Source organism: Erythrobacter sp. SG61-1L (assembly GCF_001305965.1).
GTDB lineage: Bacteria > Pseudomonadota > Alphaproteobacteria > Sphingomonadales > Sphingomonadaceae > Andeanibacterium.
Map to the genome: position 1 here is coordinate 3,397,987 of NZ_JXQC01000003.1, position 18,040 is coordinate 3,416,026.

At 63.8% G+C, this 18,040-nt stretch carries 20 protein-coding genes and 1 other RNA gene; 10 read left to right on the forward strand and 11 right to left on the reverse strand.

Annotation, left to right across the window (positions count from 1 at the left end):
- Positions 1 to 66: 66 nt before the first annotated feature.
- Complete coding sequence (locus SZ64_RS16635; RefSeq protein WP_054531840.1) at positions 67 to 1,044, reverse strand: hypothetical protein; 978 nt, start codon at positions 1,042 to 1,044, stop codon at positions 67 to 69.
- Positions 1,045 to 1,290: 246 nt separating this feature from the next.
- On the opposite strand from SZ64_RS16635, the gene SZ64_RS16640 reads away from it, so the two are divergent.
- The 3 genes from SZ64_RS16640 to SZ64_RS16650 all read left to right on the forward strand — a co-directional run bounded on the left by SZ64_RS16640 (position 1,291) and on the right by SZ64_RS16650 (position 3,702).
- Entirely contained in the window at positions 1,291 to 1,995 is a 705-nt protein-coding gene (locus tag SZ64_RS16640) for an ATP-dependent Clp protease proteolytic subunit (RefSeq protein ID WP_054531841.1), read from the forward strand.
- A gap of 192 nt (positions 1,996 to 2,187) precedes the next feature.
- Positions 2,188 to 3,456: an ATP-dependent Clp protease ATP-binding subunit ClpX gene (gene clpX, locus SZ64_RS16645; RefSeq protein WP_054531842.1), complete on the forward strand. Its 1,269-nt coding sequence runs from the start codon at positions 2,188 to 2,190 to the stop codon at positions 3,454 to 3,456.
- Positions 3,457 to 3,702 (forward strand): hypothetical protein, encoded by a 246-nt coding sequence (locus tag SZ64_RS16650; protein WP_054531843.1) that lies wholly within the window; start codon positions 3,457 to 3,459, stop codon positions 3,700 to 3,702.
- A gap of 12 nt (positions 3,703 to 3,714) precedes the next feature.
- On the opposite strand, the gene SZ64_RS16655 is transcribed toward SZ64_RS16650, so the two are convergent.
- Genes SZ64_RS16655 through mtgA form a run of 3 tightly spaced genes read right to left on the reverse strand, consistent with a single transcriptional unit; the run spans position 3,715 to position 5,833 of the window.
- The gene (locus SZ64_RS16655; protein WP_241773072.1) at positions 3,715 to 4,167 is read right to left on the reverse strand and encodes a GFA family protein; all 453 of its coding nucleotides are present in this window, start codon (positions 4,165 to 4,167) and stop codon (positions 3,715 to 3,717) included.
- Positions 4,168 to 4,199: 32 nt separating this feature from the next.
- The gene (locus SZ64_RS16660) at positions 4,200 to 5,156 is read right to left on the reverse strand and encodes a cation diffusion facilitator family transporter (protein ID WP_054531845.1); all 957 of its coding nucleotides are present in this window, start codon (positions 5,154 to 5,156) and stop codon (positions 4,200 to 4,202) included.
- Positions 5,157 to 5,161: 5 nt separating this feature from the next.
- The gene (gene mtgA / locus SZ64_RS16665) at positions 5,162 to 5,833 is read right to left on the reverse strand and encodes a monofunctional biosynthetic peptidoglycan transglycosylase (RefSeq protein ID WP_082384653.1); all 672 of its coding nucleotides are present in this window, start codon (positions 5,831 to 5,833) and stop codon (positions 5,162 to 5,164) included.
- Positions 5,834 to 5,916: 83 nt separating this feature from the next.
- Here mtgA and SZ64_RS16670 point away from each other — a divergent pair, with 83 nt between their 5' ends.
- On the forward strand, positions 5,917 to 6,363 hold the full coding sequence (locus tag SZ64_RS16670; protein WP_082384654.1) for a DUF559 domain-containing protein: 447 nt from the start codon (positions 5,917 to 5,919) through the stop codon (positions 6,361 to 6,363).
- 27 nt (positions 6,364 to 6,390) lie between these two features.
- On the opposite strand, the gene rpoH is transcribed toward SZ64_RS16670, so the two are convergent.
- Both rpoH and SZ64_RS16680 read right to left on the reverse strand, forming a co-directional pair.
- A complete protein-coding gene (gene rpoH, locus SZ64_RS16675) occupies positions 6,391 to 7,308 on the reverse strand; it encodes an RNA polymerase sigma factor RpoH (protein WP_082384656.1) in 918 nt (305 codons plus the stop codon).
- Positions 7,309 to 7,443: 135 nt separating this feature from the next.
- Positions 7,444 to 8,403, reverse strand: coding sequence for an RluA family pseudouridine synthase (locus SZ64_RS16680; protein ID WP_054531846.1), 960 nt, complete (start codon positions 8,401 to 8,403; stop codon positions 7,444 to 7,446).
- An 88-nt stretch (positions 8,404 to 8,491) separates the two neighbouring features.
- Here SZ64_RS16680 and SZ64_RS16685 point away from each other — a divergent pair, with 88 nt between their 5' ends.
- The 6 genes from SZ64_RS16685 (at position 8,492) to rnpB (ending at position 11,534) form a co-directional block, all read left to right on the forward strand.
- Positions 8,492 to 8,719, forward strand: a complete 228-nt coding sequence (locus tag SZ64_RS16685; protein ID WP_054531847.1) for a transcriptional regulator — start codon at positions 8,492 to 8,494, stop codon at positions 8,717 to 8,719.
- Between the two features lie 5 nt (positions 8,720 to 8,724).
- Complete coding sequence (locus SZ64_RS16690) at positions 8,725 to 9,114, forward strand: type II toxin-antitoxin system death-on-curing family toxin (RefSeq protein WP_054531848.1); 390 nt, start codon at positions 8,725 to 8,727, stop codon at positions 9,112 to 9,114.
- Entirely contained in the window at positions 9,098 to 9,529 is a 432-nt protein-coding gene (locus tag SZ64_RS16695) for a M67 family metallopeptidase (protein ID WP_054531849.1), read from the forward strand. The genes SZ64_RS16690 and SZ64_RS16695 overlap by 17 nt, the downstream gene beginning before the upstream one ends.
- A gap of 155 nt (positions 9,530 to 9,684) precedes the next feature.
- Entirely contained in the window at positions 9,685 to 10,326 is a 642-nt protein-coding gene (locus tag SZ64_RS16700; RefSeq protein WP_054531850.1) for a histidine phosphotransferase family protein, read from the forward strand.
- A gap of 87 nt (positions 10,327 to 10,413) precedes the next feature.
- Positions 10,414 to 11,049: an N-acetylmuramoyl-L-alanine amidase gene (locus SZ64_RS16705; protein ID WP_082384758.1), complete on the forward strand. Its 636-nt coding sequence runs from the start codon at positions 10,414 to 10,416 to the stop codon at positions 11,047 to 11,049.
- Positions 11,050 to 11,089: 40 nt separating this feature from the next.
- Positions 11,090 to 11,534, forward strand: an RNA gene (rnpB, locus tag SZ64_RS18050) — RNase P RNA component class A.
- Here the strand turns inward: rnpB and SZ64_RS16710 are convergent.
- From SZ64_RS16710 to SZ64_RS16730, 5 genes are all read right to left on the reverse strand, one after another.
- Positions 11,534 to 12,364 carry a hypothetical protein gene (locus SZ64_RS16710; protein ID WP_054531852.1) on the reverse strand — a complete coding sequence of 277 codons (831 nt, stop codon included), beginning with the start codon at positions 12,362 to 12,364 and terminating at the stop codon, positions 11,534 to 11,536. The two genes, rnpB and SZ64_RS16710, sit on opposite strands and share 1 nt — an antisense overlap.
- Complete coding sequence (locus SZ64_RS16715) at positions 12,361 to 13,482, reverse strand: GNAT family N-acetyltransferase (RefSeq protein WP_054531853.1); 1,122 nt, start codon at positions 13,480 to 13,482, stop codon at positions 12,361 to 12,363. Before SZ64_RS16715 ends, SZ64_RS16710 begins: the two co-directional genes overlap by 4 nt.
- 79 nt (positions 13,483 to 13,561) lie before the next feature.
- Positions 13,562 to 15,745, reverse strand: a complete 2,184-nt coding sequence (locus tag SZ64_RS16720) for a PQQ-binding-like beta-propeller repeat protein (RefSeq protein ID WP_082384658.1) — start codon at positions 15,743 to 15,745, stop codon at positions 13,562 to 13,564.
- Between the two features lie 66 nt (positions 15,746 to 15,811).
- Complete coding sequence (locus SZ64_RS16725; RefSeq protein ID WP_054531855.1) at positions 15,812 to 17,116, reverse strand: UDP-glucose/GDP-mannose dehydrogenase family protein; 1,305 nt, start codon at positions 17,114 to 17,116, stop codon at positions 15,812 to 15,814.
- Complete coding sequence (locus SZ64_RS16730) at positions 17,113 to 17,922, reverse strand: metallophosphoesterase family protein (RefSeq protein ID WP_054531856.1); 810 nt, start codon at positions 17,920 to 17,922, stop codon at positions 17,113 to 17,115. Before SZ64_RS16730 ends, SZ64_RS16725 begins: the two co-directional genes overlap by 4 nt.
- Positions 17,923 to 18,040: the final 118 nt, after the last annotated feature.

The following is an 18,040-nucleotide window of genomic DNA, read 5'->3' on the forward strand; positions in this document are numbered from 1 at the left end:
CCGCGGGGAGCAATCCTCGCGGCCTTTTTCGTCTTGGGTGCCGCATCACGGCCGCCTTCGTGCCGATCAGGGCGCGTCGCTGGCGGGCGCCTGATCCTCCGACGAATCCGCCGAGGCGAGCATTTGCTTCATCTTGCCCTGCACCGTGCCGAACTTGGAAACGGCCGCGATATTGGCCGGGCGGCTGTACAGCGCCTCCAGATAGGCGAGATCGAAATTGGTCAGTTCCAGCGGATGGCTCGCATCGGGATCGAACAGGTTCAGGATCGTGCCATAGGCGGCCTCTCCGCTCACCGGGCGGGTCTTGGCCAGGCCGCGCATCGTGGCGTAATCGGCCAGCTGGTTCACGGTCATCCCGTCAATCGTCAGCACGTCGATCAGCACCACCGACATTTCGATGTCCACCCGCGTGGGCAACAGGAACAGCGAATTGGCCGATTGCGTGTTGATCGTGGGGGTCAGGCCGTATTTCTGATCGCCCAGGATCGGCATGCCGTCGCGCGTGCGCTGCATCGTCACGGCAATGGCGCGCACGGGGCCGGTTTCCTTCAGCAATTCGCGCCGCTCGTCAGGCTTGATTTGCGACAGGAGCGAACCCTTCTGCCTGTTCATCTTCTCGATGTCGGCCTTGCCGCTGCCCACGAAGCCGAGAATGAAATTGGGCCGGCACGATCCGCCTTCGGCCATGGTCAGGCCCAGCCGCTCGGCATTGTAGCGCAGCCGGTCAACAATGCGTTCCGCCACTTCCAGCGGCAGGCCCATCACGCCCGGGCACATGCGCGCCTGAAAGCGGGCCAGCGGTTCGTTATAGACGCTGCCGGTGGATGTGCTGGTGATGGAGCGCACCTGCTGGCGCACATCTTCCTGCTCCGGTTCCGGGTCCAGCTTGTGGGCTACGACGATCTCGTTCTCGGGCGTGTCTTCCAGCCCGATCAGGTCATCAATGGTGAAATCCTGCGCCTGTGCAGATGCGGCCCCGAAAGAGGCAATCGCCGATCCCGCCAGCACGGCTGCGCAAAGAAGCCTGACGCGCTTCGTCTTCACCCGGTTACTCCCCCTGTATCGGCCCGCTTGCGCGCGATGCGGGGGCCATTTTTCCTGCCATAGAGACTTGCCGGGATTTTCTGCCCGCGCAAGCCCGGCTTTGTCGCGCTGCGTCGCAACAGGATTGTTCCGTAACCCGGATAACCCCACTGGACAGGGGCGATTGTGGGTTTAGGGGCTATGGCACTTGAACATCTTGCCGCCAGTCGCGACATAGGCGTTCAGTCACAGCTTGCGAGGCAATTCATGATCGACCTGTTCGGCAATATCGGCGAAACCTACGGCACCCAGGGCCAGTTCACCCGCGATCCGTTTACCGGCGCGCTGGTTCCCGTCGTCGTCGAACAGACGAGCCGTGGCGAACGCAGCTTTGACATCTTCAGCCGCCTGCTGCGCGAACGCATCGTGTTCGTGACCGGCCAGGTGGAAGACAACATGGCCTCGCTGATCGTGGCCCAGTTGCTGTTCCTTGAGAGCGAAAACCCCTCCAAGCCGATCAGCATGTATATCAACTCGCCCGGCGGCGTGGTGACGGCCGGCATGGCGATCCACGATACGATGCAGTACATCAAGCCGCGCGTCAGCACGGTCTGCATCGGTCAGGCCGCATCCATGGGCAGCTTCCTGCTCTGCGCTGGCGAACCGGGCATGCGCATCGCGCTTCCCAATGCGCGGATCATGATCCACCAGCCTTCGGGCGGTGCGCGCGGCATGGCTTCGGATATCGAAATCCAGGCCAAGGAAATCCTGCGCATCCGTTCGCGGATGAACGATCTCTATGTGAAGTATACCGGCCAGCCGCTCGATGCGATCGAGAAGGCGCTGGATCGCGATACCTTCCTTGAGGCGGACGAGGCCCTGAAGTTCGGTCTGGTGGACAAGGTCTTCGAAACCCGTCCCGACACCGAAGCGACCGGCGACGAAAGCGGTTCGGGCGGAGCGCCGGAATAAGGCGCGCGCGTTAAGGCCTGCGGCTGGAGCTGTAGCATTTTGGCAACCCTCTCACTTCAGCAGCCCGCAAGGCGGTGCGGAGTAGAGGGTTGCATTGATTATCAAGACTTCCGGGTTACACTCGGAAGCGAATCCCCCTTGGCTTTGCCTGCTTTTCAGGGCTAGCTGAAGCGGGGGATCGGGAAAGAAAGAATGACCAAGTTGAGCGGTTCCGATTCTAAAAGCACCCTTTACTGCAGCTTTTGCGGTAAGTCGCAGCACGAGGTACGCAAGCTCATTGCCGGTCCCACCGTGTTCATCTGCGATGAGTGCGTGGAACTGTGCAACGACATCATCCGCGAAGAAACCAAGGCGGGCATTGCCGGCAAGAAGGACGGCGGCGTTCCCACGCCGAAGGAAATCTTCGCCACGCTGAACGACTATGTGATCGGGCAGGATCGCGCCAAGCGCGTGCTCTCCGTGGCGGTGCACAACCACTACAAGCGCCTGAAGCACAGCGGAAAATCGGGCGATGTGGAACTGGCGAAGTCGAACATCCTGCTCGTCGGCCCCACCGGCTCGGGCAAGACCCTGCTGGCCCAGACGCTGGCCCGCACCTTCGACGTGCCCTTCACCATGGCCGACGCCACCACGCTGACCGAAGCCGGCTACGTGGGCGAGGACGTGGAGAACATCATCCTCAAGCTGCTGCAGGCCAGCGACTATAACGTCGAAAAGGCGCAGCAGGGCATCGTCTATATCGACGAGATCGACAAGATCACCCGCAAGGCGGAAAACCCCTCCATCACGCGCGACGTGTCGGGCGAAGGCGTGCAGCAGGCGCTGCTCAAGTTGATGGAAGGCACCACGGCCAGTGTGCCGCCGCAGGGCGGGCGCAAGCATCCGCAGCAGGAATTCCTGCAGGTGGACACCACCAATATCCTGTTCATCTGCGGTGGCGCTTTCGCCGGGCTGGACAAGATCATTGCCGACCGCCTGCAGAAGCGTTCGATCGGTTTCGGCGCGCATGTCGCCGATCCGGAAAAGCGCAAGGTGGGCGAACTGCTCCAGATGAGCGAGCCGGAAGATCTGCTGAAGTTCGGCCTGATCCCCGAATTCGTCGGTCGTCTGCCGGTGATCGCCACGCTGAACGATCTTGATGTCGAGGCACTGGTTCAGATTCTCAAGGAACCCAAGAACGCGCTGGTCAAGCAGTACCAGAAGCTGTTCGAGCTTGAGGATGTGAAGCTGACCTTCACCGACGACGCGCTGATTGCGGTCGCCGAAAAGGCCATCAAGCGCAAGACGGGCGCACGCGGCCTGCGTTCCATCGTGGAAGGCATCCTGCTGGATACCATGTTCGATCTTCCGGGCATGGAAGGCGGGGTGACCGAAGTGGTGGTCGACAAGGACGTGGTCGAAGGCCGCAAGGAACCGATCCGCGTGATCGGCCCCGAAAAGAAGGAAGAAGAGGCGGCATAAGTGCCGCCCTTCAAACTCACCAGCGTCAGCCGGGTAGAATTCTACAAGCGCCACGAACGTCGGCGGGATGTGATGTGTTGCGACATCACGACGCGCGACGGCGTGATTTCTGCCCATGAGCGCCTGTCCCATTGGGACGAGCTGATCCGCAAGCTGGAGTTCCTGGGCGGCTTCGACGTGGAGTGGTATCTCCAGCTATCCAGCCCCGAAGTCGAACGATACGTTGCGTTCGAGCGGAAGGGCTGAGGCAGCGGGGTTTTATCCCTCGCCAGCTTTCCGACGTTCCACCATCGTCATCAGCCGTTCAAGCCGTTCGGGCGGGAGGAGTTCTGCCGGAACGTAGGTCTGTTCGAAAGTGGGGATGCCTTCGGGAAAGCTCACCCAGGGCATGGCGCTGGCGGTGAAGATCACTGCGTCGGGCCGCAGGGCACCGGGATCGTCCAGCGTGCCCACGCGCAGGCCCGCGCCCAGCCGGCCGAGGCGGGGGTAATAGCTCAGGATTGCGGTGCCGCATTGGGCGCAGCGGCAGATCGTGTGCGGGCCGCCGCTGCCGGATGGCACGACATGCTCGGTCATCTCGCCCTGCGTCACGGTAATCCGCTCGTTCTCGTAGAACGCGTTGACTACGGAAGTGGAGCCGGTCTGCCGCTGGCACAGGGCGCAGTGGCAATTGTTGACGAAGATCGGATCGCCTTCAACGCGGTAACGCACGGCCCCGCAGGCGCAGCCGCCCTCCCGCCCGCTCATATCGAGCCTGCGTGAAGTGTGCAGTTCTCGCCGGTTTCCACCTGCACCGTGGCGTGGTGGATGTGCCAGCGTTCGTCCAGTTCATGGGCAATATCGTGCAGGAAGGCGTCGCCCGGATGGCCGGCGGGCATCACCAGATGGGCCGTGAAGGCGGTTTCCGTGGTGCTCATCGGCCAGATGTGGAGATCGTGCACTGCGCTCACCCCCGGCAGGCTGCCAAGCCAGTTCTGCACTTCGGTCTCGTCGATCCGGTCGGGCACTGCCAGCAGGCCCATCTTCACGCTGTCTTTCAGCAGGCCCCAGGTGCCCCAGGCAATCACGGCCACGATCACCAGGCTGGTGACGGGATCGATCCAGCTCTTGCCGGTCAGCAGGATCAATATGCCCGCGATCACCACGCCCACGGAAACGAGCGCGTCGGCCGCCATGTGCAGGAAGGCGCCGCGAATGTTGATGTCATGCTTGCGCCCGCTCATGAACAGCAGGGCGGTTGCGGTGTTGATGACCACGCCGATGCCCGCCACCACGATCATGGTGGTGCCTTCCACCTCGGCCGGGACGACGAAGCGGCGCAGGGTTTCGATCATGATGGCGCCCACGGCGACCAGCAGCAGCCCGGCATTGGCGAGGGCAGCAAGGATCGAACTGGACTTGAAGCCCCATGTATAGCGCGCGGAGGCAGGGCGGGCGGCCATGATGCTGGCGCCCCAGGCGATCAGCAGGCTCAGCACGTCGGACAGATTGTGCCCGGCATCGGCCACCAGCGCCATGGAGCCGGAGAAGAAGCCGTAGATCGCCTCCACCGCCACGAAGGCGCTGTTCAGCACCACCCCGATGGCGAAGGCCCGGCCGAAATTGGCCGGTGCATGGCTGTGCCCGTGCCCGTGATCATGGCTGTGCCCCTGATCGTGCCCGTGACTATGCGAATGATTATGCGAGTGATTTGCGCCCATGGCGCTCACTCGTACACGCAGGCATCGAAGCCGTCACGCTTCACCGTGCCGATCCGGGCGGCGATGGTATTGCCATAGCGGCGCGTGAAGCCGGTGGGGTTCACGACCGGCCGTTCTTTCGGCAGGGGCAGGGCCGCTGCCATGCGCGCCGCCTCGGTGCGGGTCAGATGTGCTGCCGAGTGGTTGAAATAGCGCTGGCTGCCCGCTTCCACGCCATAAGTGCCGATCCCGGTTTCCGCGACGTTGAGGTACACTTCCATGATCCGGCGCTTGCCCCACACGCTCTCGATCAGCACGGTGAACCAGGCTTCCAGCCCTTTGCGGAAATAACCGCCGCCCTGCCACAGGAACACGTTCTTGGCGGTCTGCTGGCTGATGGTGGAGCCGCCCCTGATGCGGCCGCCCTTGGCGTTGCGCTGGATGGCCTTTTCGATCGCTTCCGTATCGAAGCCGTTATGCTGGCAGAACTTGCCGTCTTCCGCGGCGATCACGGCGGCCACCATGTTGCGGTCAATGCGGGAGAGCGGTTCCCAATCCTTGGTGATGCCGTTGCCATCCATGATCATGGTCGCGGTCACCGGCGGCGGGACCACGCGATAAACCAGCACCAGCCCCACGCTGATCACGAGGAACCAGATGAAAGCCATGACGAGGAAGCGCATGATCCGAACGGCCATGCGCTTCGTTTAGCGATGTTGGGGCCGGGTGGGAATAATGGATGCAGTTGCCGTTGCGATGATCCTCCCTGTGAGTGAAACTCATGGGGAGGTGGCAGCCCGAAGGGCTGACGGAGGGGCATGAAGTGGCGCGACAGACAAGCAAGCGGATGGTCGTCCAAGCCAGACAACTCAGGAAGGAGATGTCGCTGCCAGAGGTGCTGCTGTGGCGCGAATTGCGGCGCTCCGGTTTGCGTTTCAGGCGCCAGCATCCTTCCGGGCCTTTTGTCCTCGACTTCTATTGCCCATCGGCCAGGCTTGCCATCGAGGTGGACGGCATCGCCCATGATATGGGAAACCGTTCTGTGCGTGATGAAGAACGGACCGCATTCCTCAAAGTGCGAGGCATCGATGTGATGCGTGTCGCGGCGGTCGAAATACTCAATGCGCCTGCTACCGTGGCAGAGGCTCTCGTCATGGCCTGCCGCGAGCGCTGCGGCCAAGCCCCTCCACCATCCCTGCTTCCGCAGGGACGGTCCCCCTCCCCATGAGCTTTGCTCACGGGGAGGATCGGGAACTTACGCAGCCGCCAGCAGCCGTTCGCCGGCGATGCGCTGCATGGCCTTCTGGAGCTTCTCGAAGGCGCGCACCTCGATCTGGCGGATGCGTTCGCGGCTCACGTCATATTCCTGGCTGAGCTCTTCCAGCGTGCGGGGATTTTCCACCAGCCGTCGCTCGGTCAGGATATGCTTCTCGCGCTCGTTCAGGCTGTCCATGGCTTCCGCCAGCATTTCGTGGCGCAACTGGGCCTCTTCGGCATCGGCCACCTGCTCGTCCTGCAGCGGAGTGTCGTCAGCCAGGAAGTCCTGCCACTGGCCGGAACCTTCCTCGTCATTGCGCATGGAGACGTTGAGCGAGGCATCGCCGCCCATCATCATGCGCCGGTTCATGTTGATCACTTCCTGCTCCGGCACGCCGAGATCATGGGCGATCTTGGCGACGTCTTCCGGGCGCAGATCCGCATCCTCGTAAGCGTCGAGGTTGCGCTTCATGCGGCGCAGGTTGAAGAACAGCTTCTTCTGGGCGGCAGTGGTGCCGATCTTCACCAGGCTCCAGCTGCGCAGGATGAATTCCTGCATGCTGGCCTTGATCCACCACATCGCATAGGTCGCCAGGCGGAAGCCGCGGTCGGCTTCGAACTTCTTGACGCCCTGCATCAGCCCGACATTGCCTTCGCTGATGAGGTCGGACAGCGGCAGGCCATATCCGCGATAGCCCATGGCGATCTTCGCCACGAGACGCAGATGGCTCGTCACCAGCTGTGCGGCTGCTTCCGGATCTTCATGTTCCTGATAACGCTTGGCGAGCATATATTCCTGCTCGGGCGTCAGCACCGGGAACTTCTTGATCTCGGCTAAATAGCGGTTGAGGCTCTGTTCCCCGCTCAGGGCGGGAACGGCAAGTGCCCTCGTTTTGCCGGTCTTCTGATTGCTCACAATCCCATACCTTTCAAAGTGTCGACCGATATTGTTGCGGACCCCTTCTGGGCATCCAAGGGAGGCACGGCCACTTGCCTCCCGGTTTCCCCTATATAGAGGATGAAAGCAGGAAACCCCTGCATTTCGTCGATATCAACGAGTGGTTTCGTCGATCAGTTCCCTCATATCTGCAGGCAAATCGCTTTCGAACCGTAAAGTTTTTCTGGTCACCGGATGCTCGAAGCCGAGCACGGCGGCATGCAGCGCCTGACGCTCGAAACCGAGCCGCTTGAGAAGGGGGCGGAGAGTCGCAGGTGTTCGGCCATAGACAGGGTCTCCCAATAGGGCATGGCCGATTGACGCCATGTGAACGCGCACCTGATGGGTGCGGCCCGTTTCCAGCCGGCATTCCACGAGCGCGGAATTATCCAGTTCTTTCAGTACCTTGTAGTGGGTGATGGCATGTTTGCCCCGGCTGGCCTCGTCAGCCAGCACGGCCATCTTCTTGCGGTTCGAATCGGAACGGCCGATCCGCGCATTCACTGTGCCGGACAGGGGGCGGGGATGGCCCGCCACCACCGCCAGATAGGCGCGTTCGATCGAGTGATCGGCGAATTGTTCCGCCAGTCCGATATGGGCCGCATCGCTCTTGGCCACCACCAGCAGGCCCGACGTATCCTTGTCGATCCGATGGACGATTCCCGGCCGGGCGACGCCGCCAATGCCGGAAAGCTGGCCGCCCCCCTTATTGGCGCAGTGATGGAGCAGGGCGTTGACCAGCGTACCGTCAGGGTTGCCCGCCGCGGGGTGGACGACCAGCCCGGCGGGCTTGTCGATCACGATCAGATGCTCGTCTTCATAGACGACGGTCAGCGGAATATCCTGCGGCCGCGCTTCGGCCTCGGCAGCGGGGGGAACGTCGATCGACCAGTGGGTTCCGGCGGCCGGTTTGGCGGAGGCGCTGGCAGCCAGCTTGCCGCCCAGGCTCACGCGGCCTTCGGCGATCAGGGCCTTCACCCGCTCGCGCGAAAGCCCGCTGGCCGCGCTCAGCGCCTTGTCCAGCCGCTCGCCGCCCGTTTCCAGCACGCCGGTGATGATGTTCTCGGCCCCCATGAAGGCACTATGTGGGGATTGGGGCGGGGAGTGCCAAGGGCTGCGCAGCAATCTTGCCCCGGAGAAGGCGAGACGTTATAACGCACGTATGAACACATCGCTCAAGATCAAGAAGATCGGCAACTCGGCCGGGATCATCCTGCCCAAGGAGGTGCTCGCGCACCTCAATGCGGAAGTGGGCGAGACTCTGTCGCTCGTCACAACGCCGCGCGGGATCGAACTGTCAGGGGAAGAACCCGATTTTGAGGTGCAGATGGCTGCCGCGCGCGAAGTGATGGCGCGGCGCAAGCGTGCATTGCGCGAACTGGCCAAATAGGTCCGATGCGACCCGGATGGATTTGGATCGCCACGGAAGTGGCGCTGGCCGCGCATGCAGAGCAACTGGCCGAGCATGGCGGCGCTGATGGAGTGCGCGATTCCGGAGCGCTGGAGAGCGCCATGGCGCGGCCGCAAAATCTCGTCGCCTATGGCGAGCCTGACGTGGCCGCGCTGGCGGCCGCCTATGCCTTCGGCATCGCTCGGAACCACCCTTTCGCTGATGGGAATAAACGGACCGCAGCTGTGGTCAGCGAAACATTCCTGATGCTCAACGGCTACGCTCTTGCCGCAAGCGATGCCGAACTTGTCGTGACAATCCTCGCCCTCGCTGCCGGCGAATTGAGCGAAGAGGAGCTGGCGGACTGGTTTCGGGACCATGTCGAATCCGTCTGAGCGCTCGTTTGATGCGAGGGTTCCCCTCGAAGTCGCCCATCAGGCCCTTGAAGCCATTGTGGCAGAGGCCGCCCGCGCCGTGCCGGAGGAGGCTTGCGGCCTTCTGCTGGGCGCCGGTGGCCGCATCACTGAAGCGCGCGCCGCCACCAATGTCGCGCTGGACAAGGCCCGCCATTTCGAGATCGACCCGGCCGCGCTGATCGATGCCCACCGGGCGGAGCGGGGCGGCGGGCCGGAGCTTGTCGGCTATTACCATTCCCACCCATCCGGCCTGCCGGAGCCATCCGTAACGGATCGCGAACAGGCCGCGGGCGACGGCAAGGTCTGGGCGATTGCCGCGCAGGGCATGGTGCGTTTCTGGCGTGACGATCCAGATGGCTTCGAACCGCTTTCCTACATGCTCGCGGAAGCGTAATCCCGGGCCATGCACTGCCTGCCCTCCTTTCTTTCCACCGGGGATTCCTCCCGCCTCTCGCGCCTGCTAGGGCATGGTTAAGCGGTGACGGGTTTTTTGCCCTGCACTCTGTCAACATTGTCAACTTCGTCAGCAAACCGGGCCTTTACCTGAACATGACCATTTCTCCCGTCGATCTTGCCAGCCTGCTCTGTTCGCGCCTGTGCCACGACATGCTCAGCCCGGTGGGCGCGCTGTCGAACGGGCTGGAACTGCTGGCCGAAGAGAAAGACCCGGAAATGCGGGCGCGCTGTTTCGAACTGCTGGAGCAGAGCGCGAAGATCAGCGCAGACAAGCTGCGGTTCTTCCGCCTCGCCTTCGGGGCTGCGGGCGGCTTTGGCGAACAGGTGGACGTGGGCGAAGCGCGGCAGGTGATTGCCGCGCTGGTGGGCGATAGCGGCCGCATCACGCTCAACTGGGCCGTGCGGGAGCCGACCCTGCCCAAGCCTGCGGTGAAGCTGCTGCTGAACCTTGCCTCCATCGGCATGGATGCGCTGGTGCGCGGCGGCACGCTGGACATCGGCGCGGAAATGAATGGCGGCGCGGCAGAGATAGCCGTGCGCGCGGCTGGCCCGCGCATCGCCTTCGATGAAAGCATCGGCCGCGCGCTGCACGGCACGCTGCCGCCGGAAGGGCTTTCCAGCCGCACGGCGCCTGCCCATATGATGCATCTGCTGGCCACCGGTGCCGGTGGCGGCGTGCAATATGCGCGGGGCGAGGACGCGCTGGTGCTCGGCGCGGTACTGCCGCACGGATAAGCCGGAGGTTCAGGGGTGACCGAAAACGAATTTGTCGATCGCGAAGCACCCTCTCCCAACTGGAACGAGCGCAAGCTGCCCATCTCCATGGTGGTGCTCCATTACACAGGCATGCGCACCGGGGCCGAGGCTCTGGAGCGGATGTGCGATCCGGCGGCCGAAGTCAGCGCCCATTACATGATCGAGGAAGACGGCACCGTCTTCCGCCTCGTCGACGAGGAAAAGCGCGCCTGGCACGCCGGGCGCAGCATGTGGCGCGGGATCACCGATGTGAATTCGGCCAGTATCGGGATCGAACTGGTCAATCCCGGCCATGAATGGGGCTATCGTCCCTTCACCGAAGAACAGATGAGCGCGCTGATCCCGCTGCTGGCGGATATCAAGGTGCGGCACGATATTCCGCGCGCCAATATTGTGGGCCATTCCGATATCGCGCCTGCCCGCAAGGACGATCCGGGCGAGTTGTTCGACTGGGAAACGCTGGCCGGGCTGCATCTTGTGCTCAGGACGCCAAAGGTCAGCCTTGGATCGCCTTTCGAGAATGACGGGGCCTTCATGCTGGGGCTGGAACGCTTCGGTTATGACATTTCCGATGGCCGCGCGGCAGTGCGCGCCTTCCAGCGCCGCTGGCGCCCGCGCAGGATCGATGGAGAGATCGATGGAGAATTGGGCGCGATCCTGTTCGCTTTGCTTTTGGATCGTGACCGCGGCTTGACCAGATAGGCGTTCCATTTTCTGGATTGGCCATGCTATGCATGGCGGGCCAGGGGGCCGGGCAGCCGCGTCGTTCGACAAGCTCTGCATGAGCGGGTCGGATGCCGAGGAAAGTCCGGGCTCCACGAAACAAGGGTGGCGGGTAACGCCCGCCGGGCGAAGGGCTTCGGCCCCCAAGCTCAGGGAAAGTGCCACAGAGAGTATACCGCCGATGGAGGGAAACCTCACAGGCAAGGGTGAAAGGGTGCGGTAAAAGCGCACCGGGGTGCTGGTAACAGTGTCCGCATGGTAAACCCCACCCGGAGCAAAACCGAATAGGGGCAACGCGCCCCGGATTCGTCCGGGGCAGGCTGGTTTCGAGCCGAGTTGCCCGGGTTGGTTGCTCGAGCCGCGGAGCAATCCGTGGCCTAGATGAATGGCTGCCATCGGGGATACGGTCCGATAATCGGATACCGTCCGCGATACAGAACCCGGCTTACAGGCCCCCTGGCAATTACTTCAGGCCTAGCCAGTCCTTCGCGGCCCACAGGGGCAGGTATGGGCGTGCGAGCGCGCTGTTGAGGGCATAGGGCCACCAGCCGGGGCCGAAGGGCAGATAGAGGCGCACCGGCACGCCCAGCCTGCGGGCGATGGCCGTGGTGCGGCGGCGGGGCAGGCCGCGCAATTGTTCCAGCTCGCATGGCGTGCCCGCATTGCGCAGGGCCTTAAGCGCGGCCTCTGCCAGAGCCGGGTCATGCGTGGCGATGGCAACGGGTGCGGTGCGCCCGGCAAGGCTGCGGGCAAGGGCGAGGTAACTTGCGGCAATGTCGGGCACGTCGCCGGCCGGATCGGGCCATTCGCCTTTCACGATGCGGATGCGTGACGGCGTATCGCGCAGGCAGGCGGCGTCGGCTGGGCTGCGCTGCCAGCGGGCGGGCAGGGCAATGCCCATGCCGGGGAATGCGGCGGTGAGGCCTAGCGTCGCCTCCGCGTCCTTGGGGGCATGAGCATCGAGCAGCAGGCCGATCCCGGCGGCCTGTGCCGCTTCGGCGATTGCTCCGATCAATGCCGCATCGAAATTGAGCGGTGGGGCTTTCACCGAGAGATAGAAATCGCTGCCCCGCATGCCGGGTAGCAGGGCCAGCGCCCTGTTCGCCTCCGCGATGGCTTCGGGCGCGGCATCGTCTGCCTGAAAATAGCCGGCTGTTGCGGCCAGGCCGTTGCGCGCCAGGCTCGCGCAATGCCGGGTAATGGCGTTCGCGTCAGGCGCGGGCAGAAGGCGGCCGAGATTTCGGGGAAGGGCGTAACGGATGCTCCGTGCAATCCCCCAAGGGGAAAGGCTCATCCAAAGCCCCGCAGCAGCCGCCTGCGCATCAGGCCGAGCGCTTCGGCGGCCAATGCGCCAAGCCCCGCGATACTGAAAGGATAGGCGCGCACTTGCACCGTATCGCGATGGTCCCGGGTCCAGAAATCGGCGATCCACGATTCCACGCCGCCCATCAGCTCATAGGCTTCCAGCCCCTCGCGCGCGGCCCAGCCGAGCGTGTGGAGCATCAGCAGAGTGCCGGGCGAGCATTTGCAGTAAGCTTCGTCAAAGCCGATCTTGAACAGCCAGTACCGCCCGCCGCGCACCACGGCCATCTGCATCGCGGCGGCCTGCCCGTCGATACGCAGGAAGGCGATCCGGAATTCGCCGCTGGCGCAGGCCGCGCGGAAATAGGTGCGGAAGAAATCTTCCTTGATCCGGTCGGAAGCGATGGCCGTGCCTGTCTCGCGCTTCCAACTGCGCAGTTCGACCGCGACAGCCTCGTCGAACAGGGCGTCGAATTCCTCCGGCGAGGGGGCGAGTATCTGATAGGCCACCGTGCCCAGTTCATCCGCCTTGCGCGCGGCGCGGCGGAAATCGGACCGGCGGCCGGAATTGAAGCGGGCTTCGGGCGCCTGCCAGCTCTCGTCCAGCGCAATGGTAGGGCAGGGCACGGTCGGGCGGACCGAGATCACGCCCCGGCCCTTCATCGCCTGTTTCAGCGCCGGGAGCAGCAGGGAGCCAGCCGGAACCCGCTCGAACCAGAAGGGGCGCGGCTGGTGTGCCAGAACCTCCGCAAGGCGGCCAGCGGCGGCAGGGCTTTCATACAAGGCATCGATCGGTTCGAACACTTCGCGCGCACCGGCCATGCGCCAGGGTGTGAAACTGCCGGGCGCCCGACAAAGCGGAAGCAGAGCGCCGATGCCCTCGGTCCCGCCGGCAGTGAATATTTCGATCGACGTGCCCGCCAGCATAGTGACGGCGAGCGCCGCGACAAAGGCCTGCGTCTGCGTCGGCAAGGGCGAAGCGCCGTCCAGCCTCTGCCATGCGCGCAGCAGGGCGGGATCGTCCTGCGATCGGGCAAAGGGGATCGGGCCGGAGCCGCGTCCGGCAGAAGGCTGCGAAGGCTGTGCCGAACGGGCCACTTGCGCGTGCATCACGGGCTTTTCCTCATCCGAGGAGGCAATGCTTAATCCCGCGTCAGTAAATTTTCTCCCTACACCGCCACACCGGGCCTTACCCGCCAAAGCCGATGGCCTGCATCAGCCCGCTATCGGCGGGCAGAGGCTCACCCGGCTTGTAGCCGTTCGCTTCGAGAATAAAGGCCAGTGCCGCACGATATTCCGCATCGGAGAGCGATCCGGCCGCGCCCGGCGGCATGGTCTTCACCTTGGCATAAAGATCGCCCAGCGTCCGGCCCTTCCAGTTGGCGAGGAAGGCGGCGCCCTTCACCGGCGGCGCGCCGGGGGCGGGGTTGAAATCCGCCCCGTGGCAGGCCGCGCAGTGATCGGCATAAAGCGCCTTGCCCTGTGCCGCTTCCGCCGCGCCGAAGATGCCGTCCGCCACTGTGCGTTCGGCAGGCGGGCGGCCATTGTTCTGGGCCGGATCGTTGGCCGTATAGATACCGCCCGCCAAATTCACCGGCGCGCGATAGGGGCCTTTCGCGCCGATCCCGGCATCGGGCAGGGCAAAGACGAACAAGGTGTTCTGCGCGCCATGCTTCAGTTCGGGCGTGAAATTGTCATTCAGCCAGCGGCCGGTGGAAACGGCGACATATTGGTGCCCGCCCACTTCGAACGTCACCGGATAGCCGGTGACCGAGGAGCCTAGATTGATCTGCCACAGCACATCGCCGCTCTTCTGGTCCAGCGCGCTGAACCTTCCGCCCGCATCGCCCGCGAACAGCAGCCCGCCGCCCGTGGTGAGCAGCGACTGCATGCCTGCCCGGATGGACCAGCTCCATTCGCTTTTGCCCGTCACGGCGTTCACGGCGTGGATCACGCCGACATTGTCGCCCGCGCCGGGCGCGATGAACTGGCGCGAGGCAATGGAATAGCCGGGATTGCTCCAGTCCGGCTCCACCGCCGTCACATTGGCGCAGGTGTTCTGCATCGGCAGATAGAGCGTGGAAGTCAGCGGGCTGTAGGCGCCGGTCATGTAATTGGCCCCGCCCGATGCCGCCGGGCAGGACAGCACCGTCTTGCCCAGTTCGTCGGGGATCGCATCGGGGTTCAGCGTGACCTTGCCGGTCTTGCCGTCAATCGCCTGGACCACGTTCTGGAAGATCGTGGGCCGCGCCCACAGGAATTCGCCCGTCTGCCGGTCCAGCGTATAGACGATGCCCGTTTTGCCCGGCACGCCGGTCAGCACCTTGTAGGTCTTCTTCCGGTCGATCTTCGGGTTGATCCAGGCGACTTCCTTCGGATCGGGCGCCACCTGTTCGTCCACCAGCATGCGGGCGAAGGTGTGATCCAGATCCCAGTGATCGACGATGTGCTGGTAATGCCACACGATCTTGCCGGTGCGCACGTCCAGCGCCAGCGTGGAATTGTGGTAGAGGTAATCGTGATCGTTGCCTGACAGCAGGAACTTGGGCGCGGGCGTGGTGACCGAAGTGCCCATATAGAGCAGGCCCAGTTCCGGATCGAAGCTGGGCACCATCCATGCGCCCACCTGCATCCGCTTTTCCAGCGGCAGCCCGCCCCAGGTGGCATCGTTGGGATCGCTGCCGCGCGCGATGGTGCTGGTGCGCCACACTTCCTTGCCGGTCTTCGCATCATGGGCGGTAATCACGCAGGCATCCGGCCCGCCTTCCGGCTCGCAGGAACGGCCGGTGATGGCCAGACCATTGGCGATTATCGGGCCGGAAGATTGCTTGGCGCCATGCGTGTAATCGAGGATCTTCGTTTCCCACACCTGATCGCCTGTGCGGGCATCCAGTGCGTAGATGTAATCGTCCGCCCCATTGGCGATGATCAGATCGCCATAGATCGCAAGGTTGCGGTTCGTGTCCCACACGGGGAGGTATTTGCCGATGTCTTCCGGCATCTTGCGGCGGTGCTGCCACAGCAGCTCGCCCGATGCGGCATCGATTGCCTCGATCACGTCGCCGGGGGCGGGGAAATACATCACGCCATCATGGACCAGCGGCGTGCCTTCCTGCGATCCGTCATTGAGCGGCCGCGCCCAGACGAGGCGCAACTGGCTGACATTGGAACGGTCGATCCGGGCAAGCGGGCTGTAGCCCAGGCTGTCCAGCGTGCGGCGCCAGCTCAGCCAGTCCTTCGGATCGGGGTTCTGGATCATCGCATCGGTTACCGGCTCGAAAGCCGGTGCCGTGTCGTTCCCCGCCTGCGCGGCGACTGTGATCGCCAAGGCTGCCCCGATGGCCGCAAGTCCGGCCACGCCCATTCTTGTCATTCGCGCCCCTCTCCCAAGGATGCTGGATATGCCCGGCGGCTTTGCGCCGTCCGGGCCTTGCGCGGCTTATGTCCTGCCGACGCTCACATAAGTAAAGCCCGCCGCGCGGATTTCCGACGGTTCATAGACATTGCGCAGGTCCACCAGCACCGGGGCCTTGGCGATCTGCTTCACGCGGGCAAGGTCCAGTGCGCGGAAGGCATCCCATTCAGTGACGATCACGATGGCATCGGCGCCTTCGATCGCTTCATAGGGGCTGGCGGTCATTTCGACTTCGGTCATCAGCGGGGCGGCCAGTTCCATGCCTTCGGGATCATAGGCAGCCACATGCACGCCGGCATCGGTGAGCGCCTGCGCGATGGCGATGGACGGGCTGTCACGCATGTCGTCCGTATTGGGCTTGAAGGTCAGGCCCAGCATGGCCACGCGCTTGCCGCGGGCTTCCTTGCCCAGCGCTTCCAGCACCTTGCGGCCCATGGCGCGCTTGCGGCTGTCGTTCACCTTCACCACGGCTTCCACGATGCGGGTGGGGCTGTCGTAATCCTCGGCGGTCTTGAGCAGGGCCAGCGTGTCCTTGGGGAAGCACGACCCGCCATAGCCCGGCCCGGCATGCAGGAACTTGGCCCCGATGCGGTTATCCAGCCCGATGCCGCGCGACACGTCCTGCACGTCGGCGCCCACCTTCTCGCACAGATCGGCCATTTCGTTGATGAAGGTGATCTTGGTCGCCAGGAAAGCGTTGGCGGCATATTTGATCAGTTCCGCCGAACGGCGGCTGGTGAACAGGATCGGCGCCTTGTTCAGGAACAGCGGGCGATAGACTTCGCTCATCACCTGACGGCCGAATTCGTCCTCTGCGCCGATCACGATGCGGTCCGGCCGTTTGAAATCGCCGATGGCCGCGCCTTCGCGCAGGAATTCGGGGTTGGAAACCACGGCGAATTGCACACCGGTGCCGGATTCGCGAATGATGCGCTCCACCTCGTCGCCCGTCCCGACGGGGACAGTGGACTTGGTGACGATGGTGGCAGGCGTCTTCAGATTGGCGCCCACTTCGCGCGCCACTTCATAGACGAAGGTCAGGTCCGCATGGCCATCGCCCCGGCGCGACGGGGTGCCCACCGCGATGAAGATCGCGCTGGCGCCGTCCATGGCTTCGGCCAGATCGGTAGTGAAGGACAGGCGGCCCGCCTTCACATTGGTGCCGACCAGTTCAGCCAGGCCCGGCTCGTAAATCGGCATCACGCCGTTCAGCAGAGCGTCGATCTTGCCCTGATCCTTGTCGACACAGACCACGTCGTGGCCGAAATCGGCAAGGCAGGCGCCCGAGACGAGGCCGACATAGCCTGCCCCAACCATTGCAATCTTCATTCTGCTTCAGCCTTCCTGTCGAGCGTTACAACGCCCTTCTTCTTCTTGACCTTCGTCTCGATGAACCGTCGCCCGGTGCCTTCCAGCACGAGCGCGGTCAAGCGTCCCGTGTTGAAAGCGCCCGTATCGATGCCGATGCGATTGGGGCGGATCACGGCCCGTTCGGTGATCGTATGGCCGTGGACCACGATATGCGAATGCGGGTCCAGATGCGAAAGGAACGGCTCGCGAATCCAGCGCATGTCCTGTGCCTGCTGCTGCTTCAGCGCCACGCCCGGCGCGATGCCCGCGTGGACGAAGGCATAATCGCCGAACACGATCAGTTCTTCGAAAGAGCGGAGGAATTCGACATCCTCGGCCGGAATGTGGTCGGCCATCAATTGCTGCAGCGCGGCCATGTCCGCCTTGGTCCGCACCCGCGGCTGGATGCCGTAGCTCAGCAGCGTCTCGCGCCCGCCGAAGCGCAGGAAATGGCGCAGCACTTCCATGCGCTTGAAACTTTCGAGGAACATCTCCTCGTGATTGCCGGCCAGGATTCGCACGTCGCGCGTCTTCTGCCACTCACGCGCGCGCGCCAGCACGCCAGCGCTGTCCGGCCCGCGATCCACCAGATCGCCCAGCAGGATAACGGTGCTGCGCAGCGGGCGGCCATGCGCTGAATCGCGCTCGATCGCCTCGATCATCGCATTGAACAGATCCAGCCGGCCATGGATGTCGCCAATGGCATAAATGCGCCGCCCCACCGGGACTGACGGCTCCCTGCTCCCCATCGGGAGGGTGAAGAACTTGCGGAGGGATTCGATCATGGCGTTTCCGACGATCTAGAACTCCCGGCAGGGGCTGCAAGATGCGCTGCGCCCGAACGTCCGAATCGGGCGTCCGTGTGGAGCATGTGATGCTGAAAATCCACAGTAGTGCGAATTG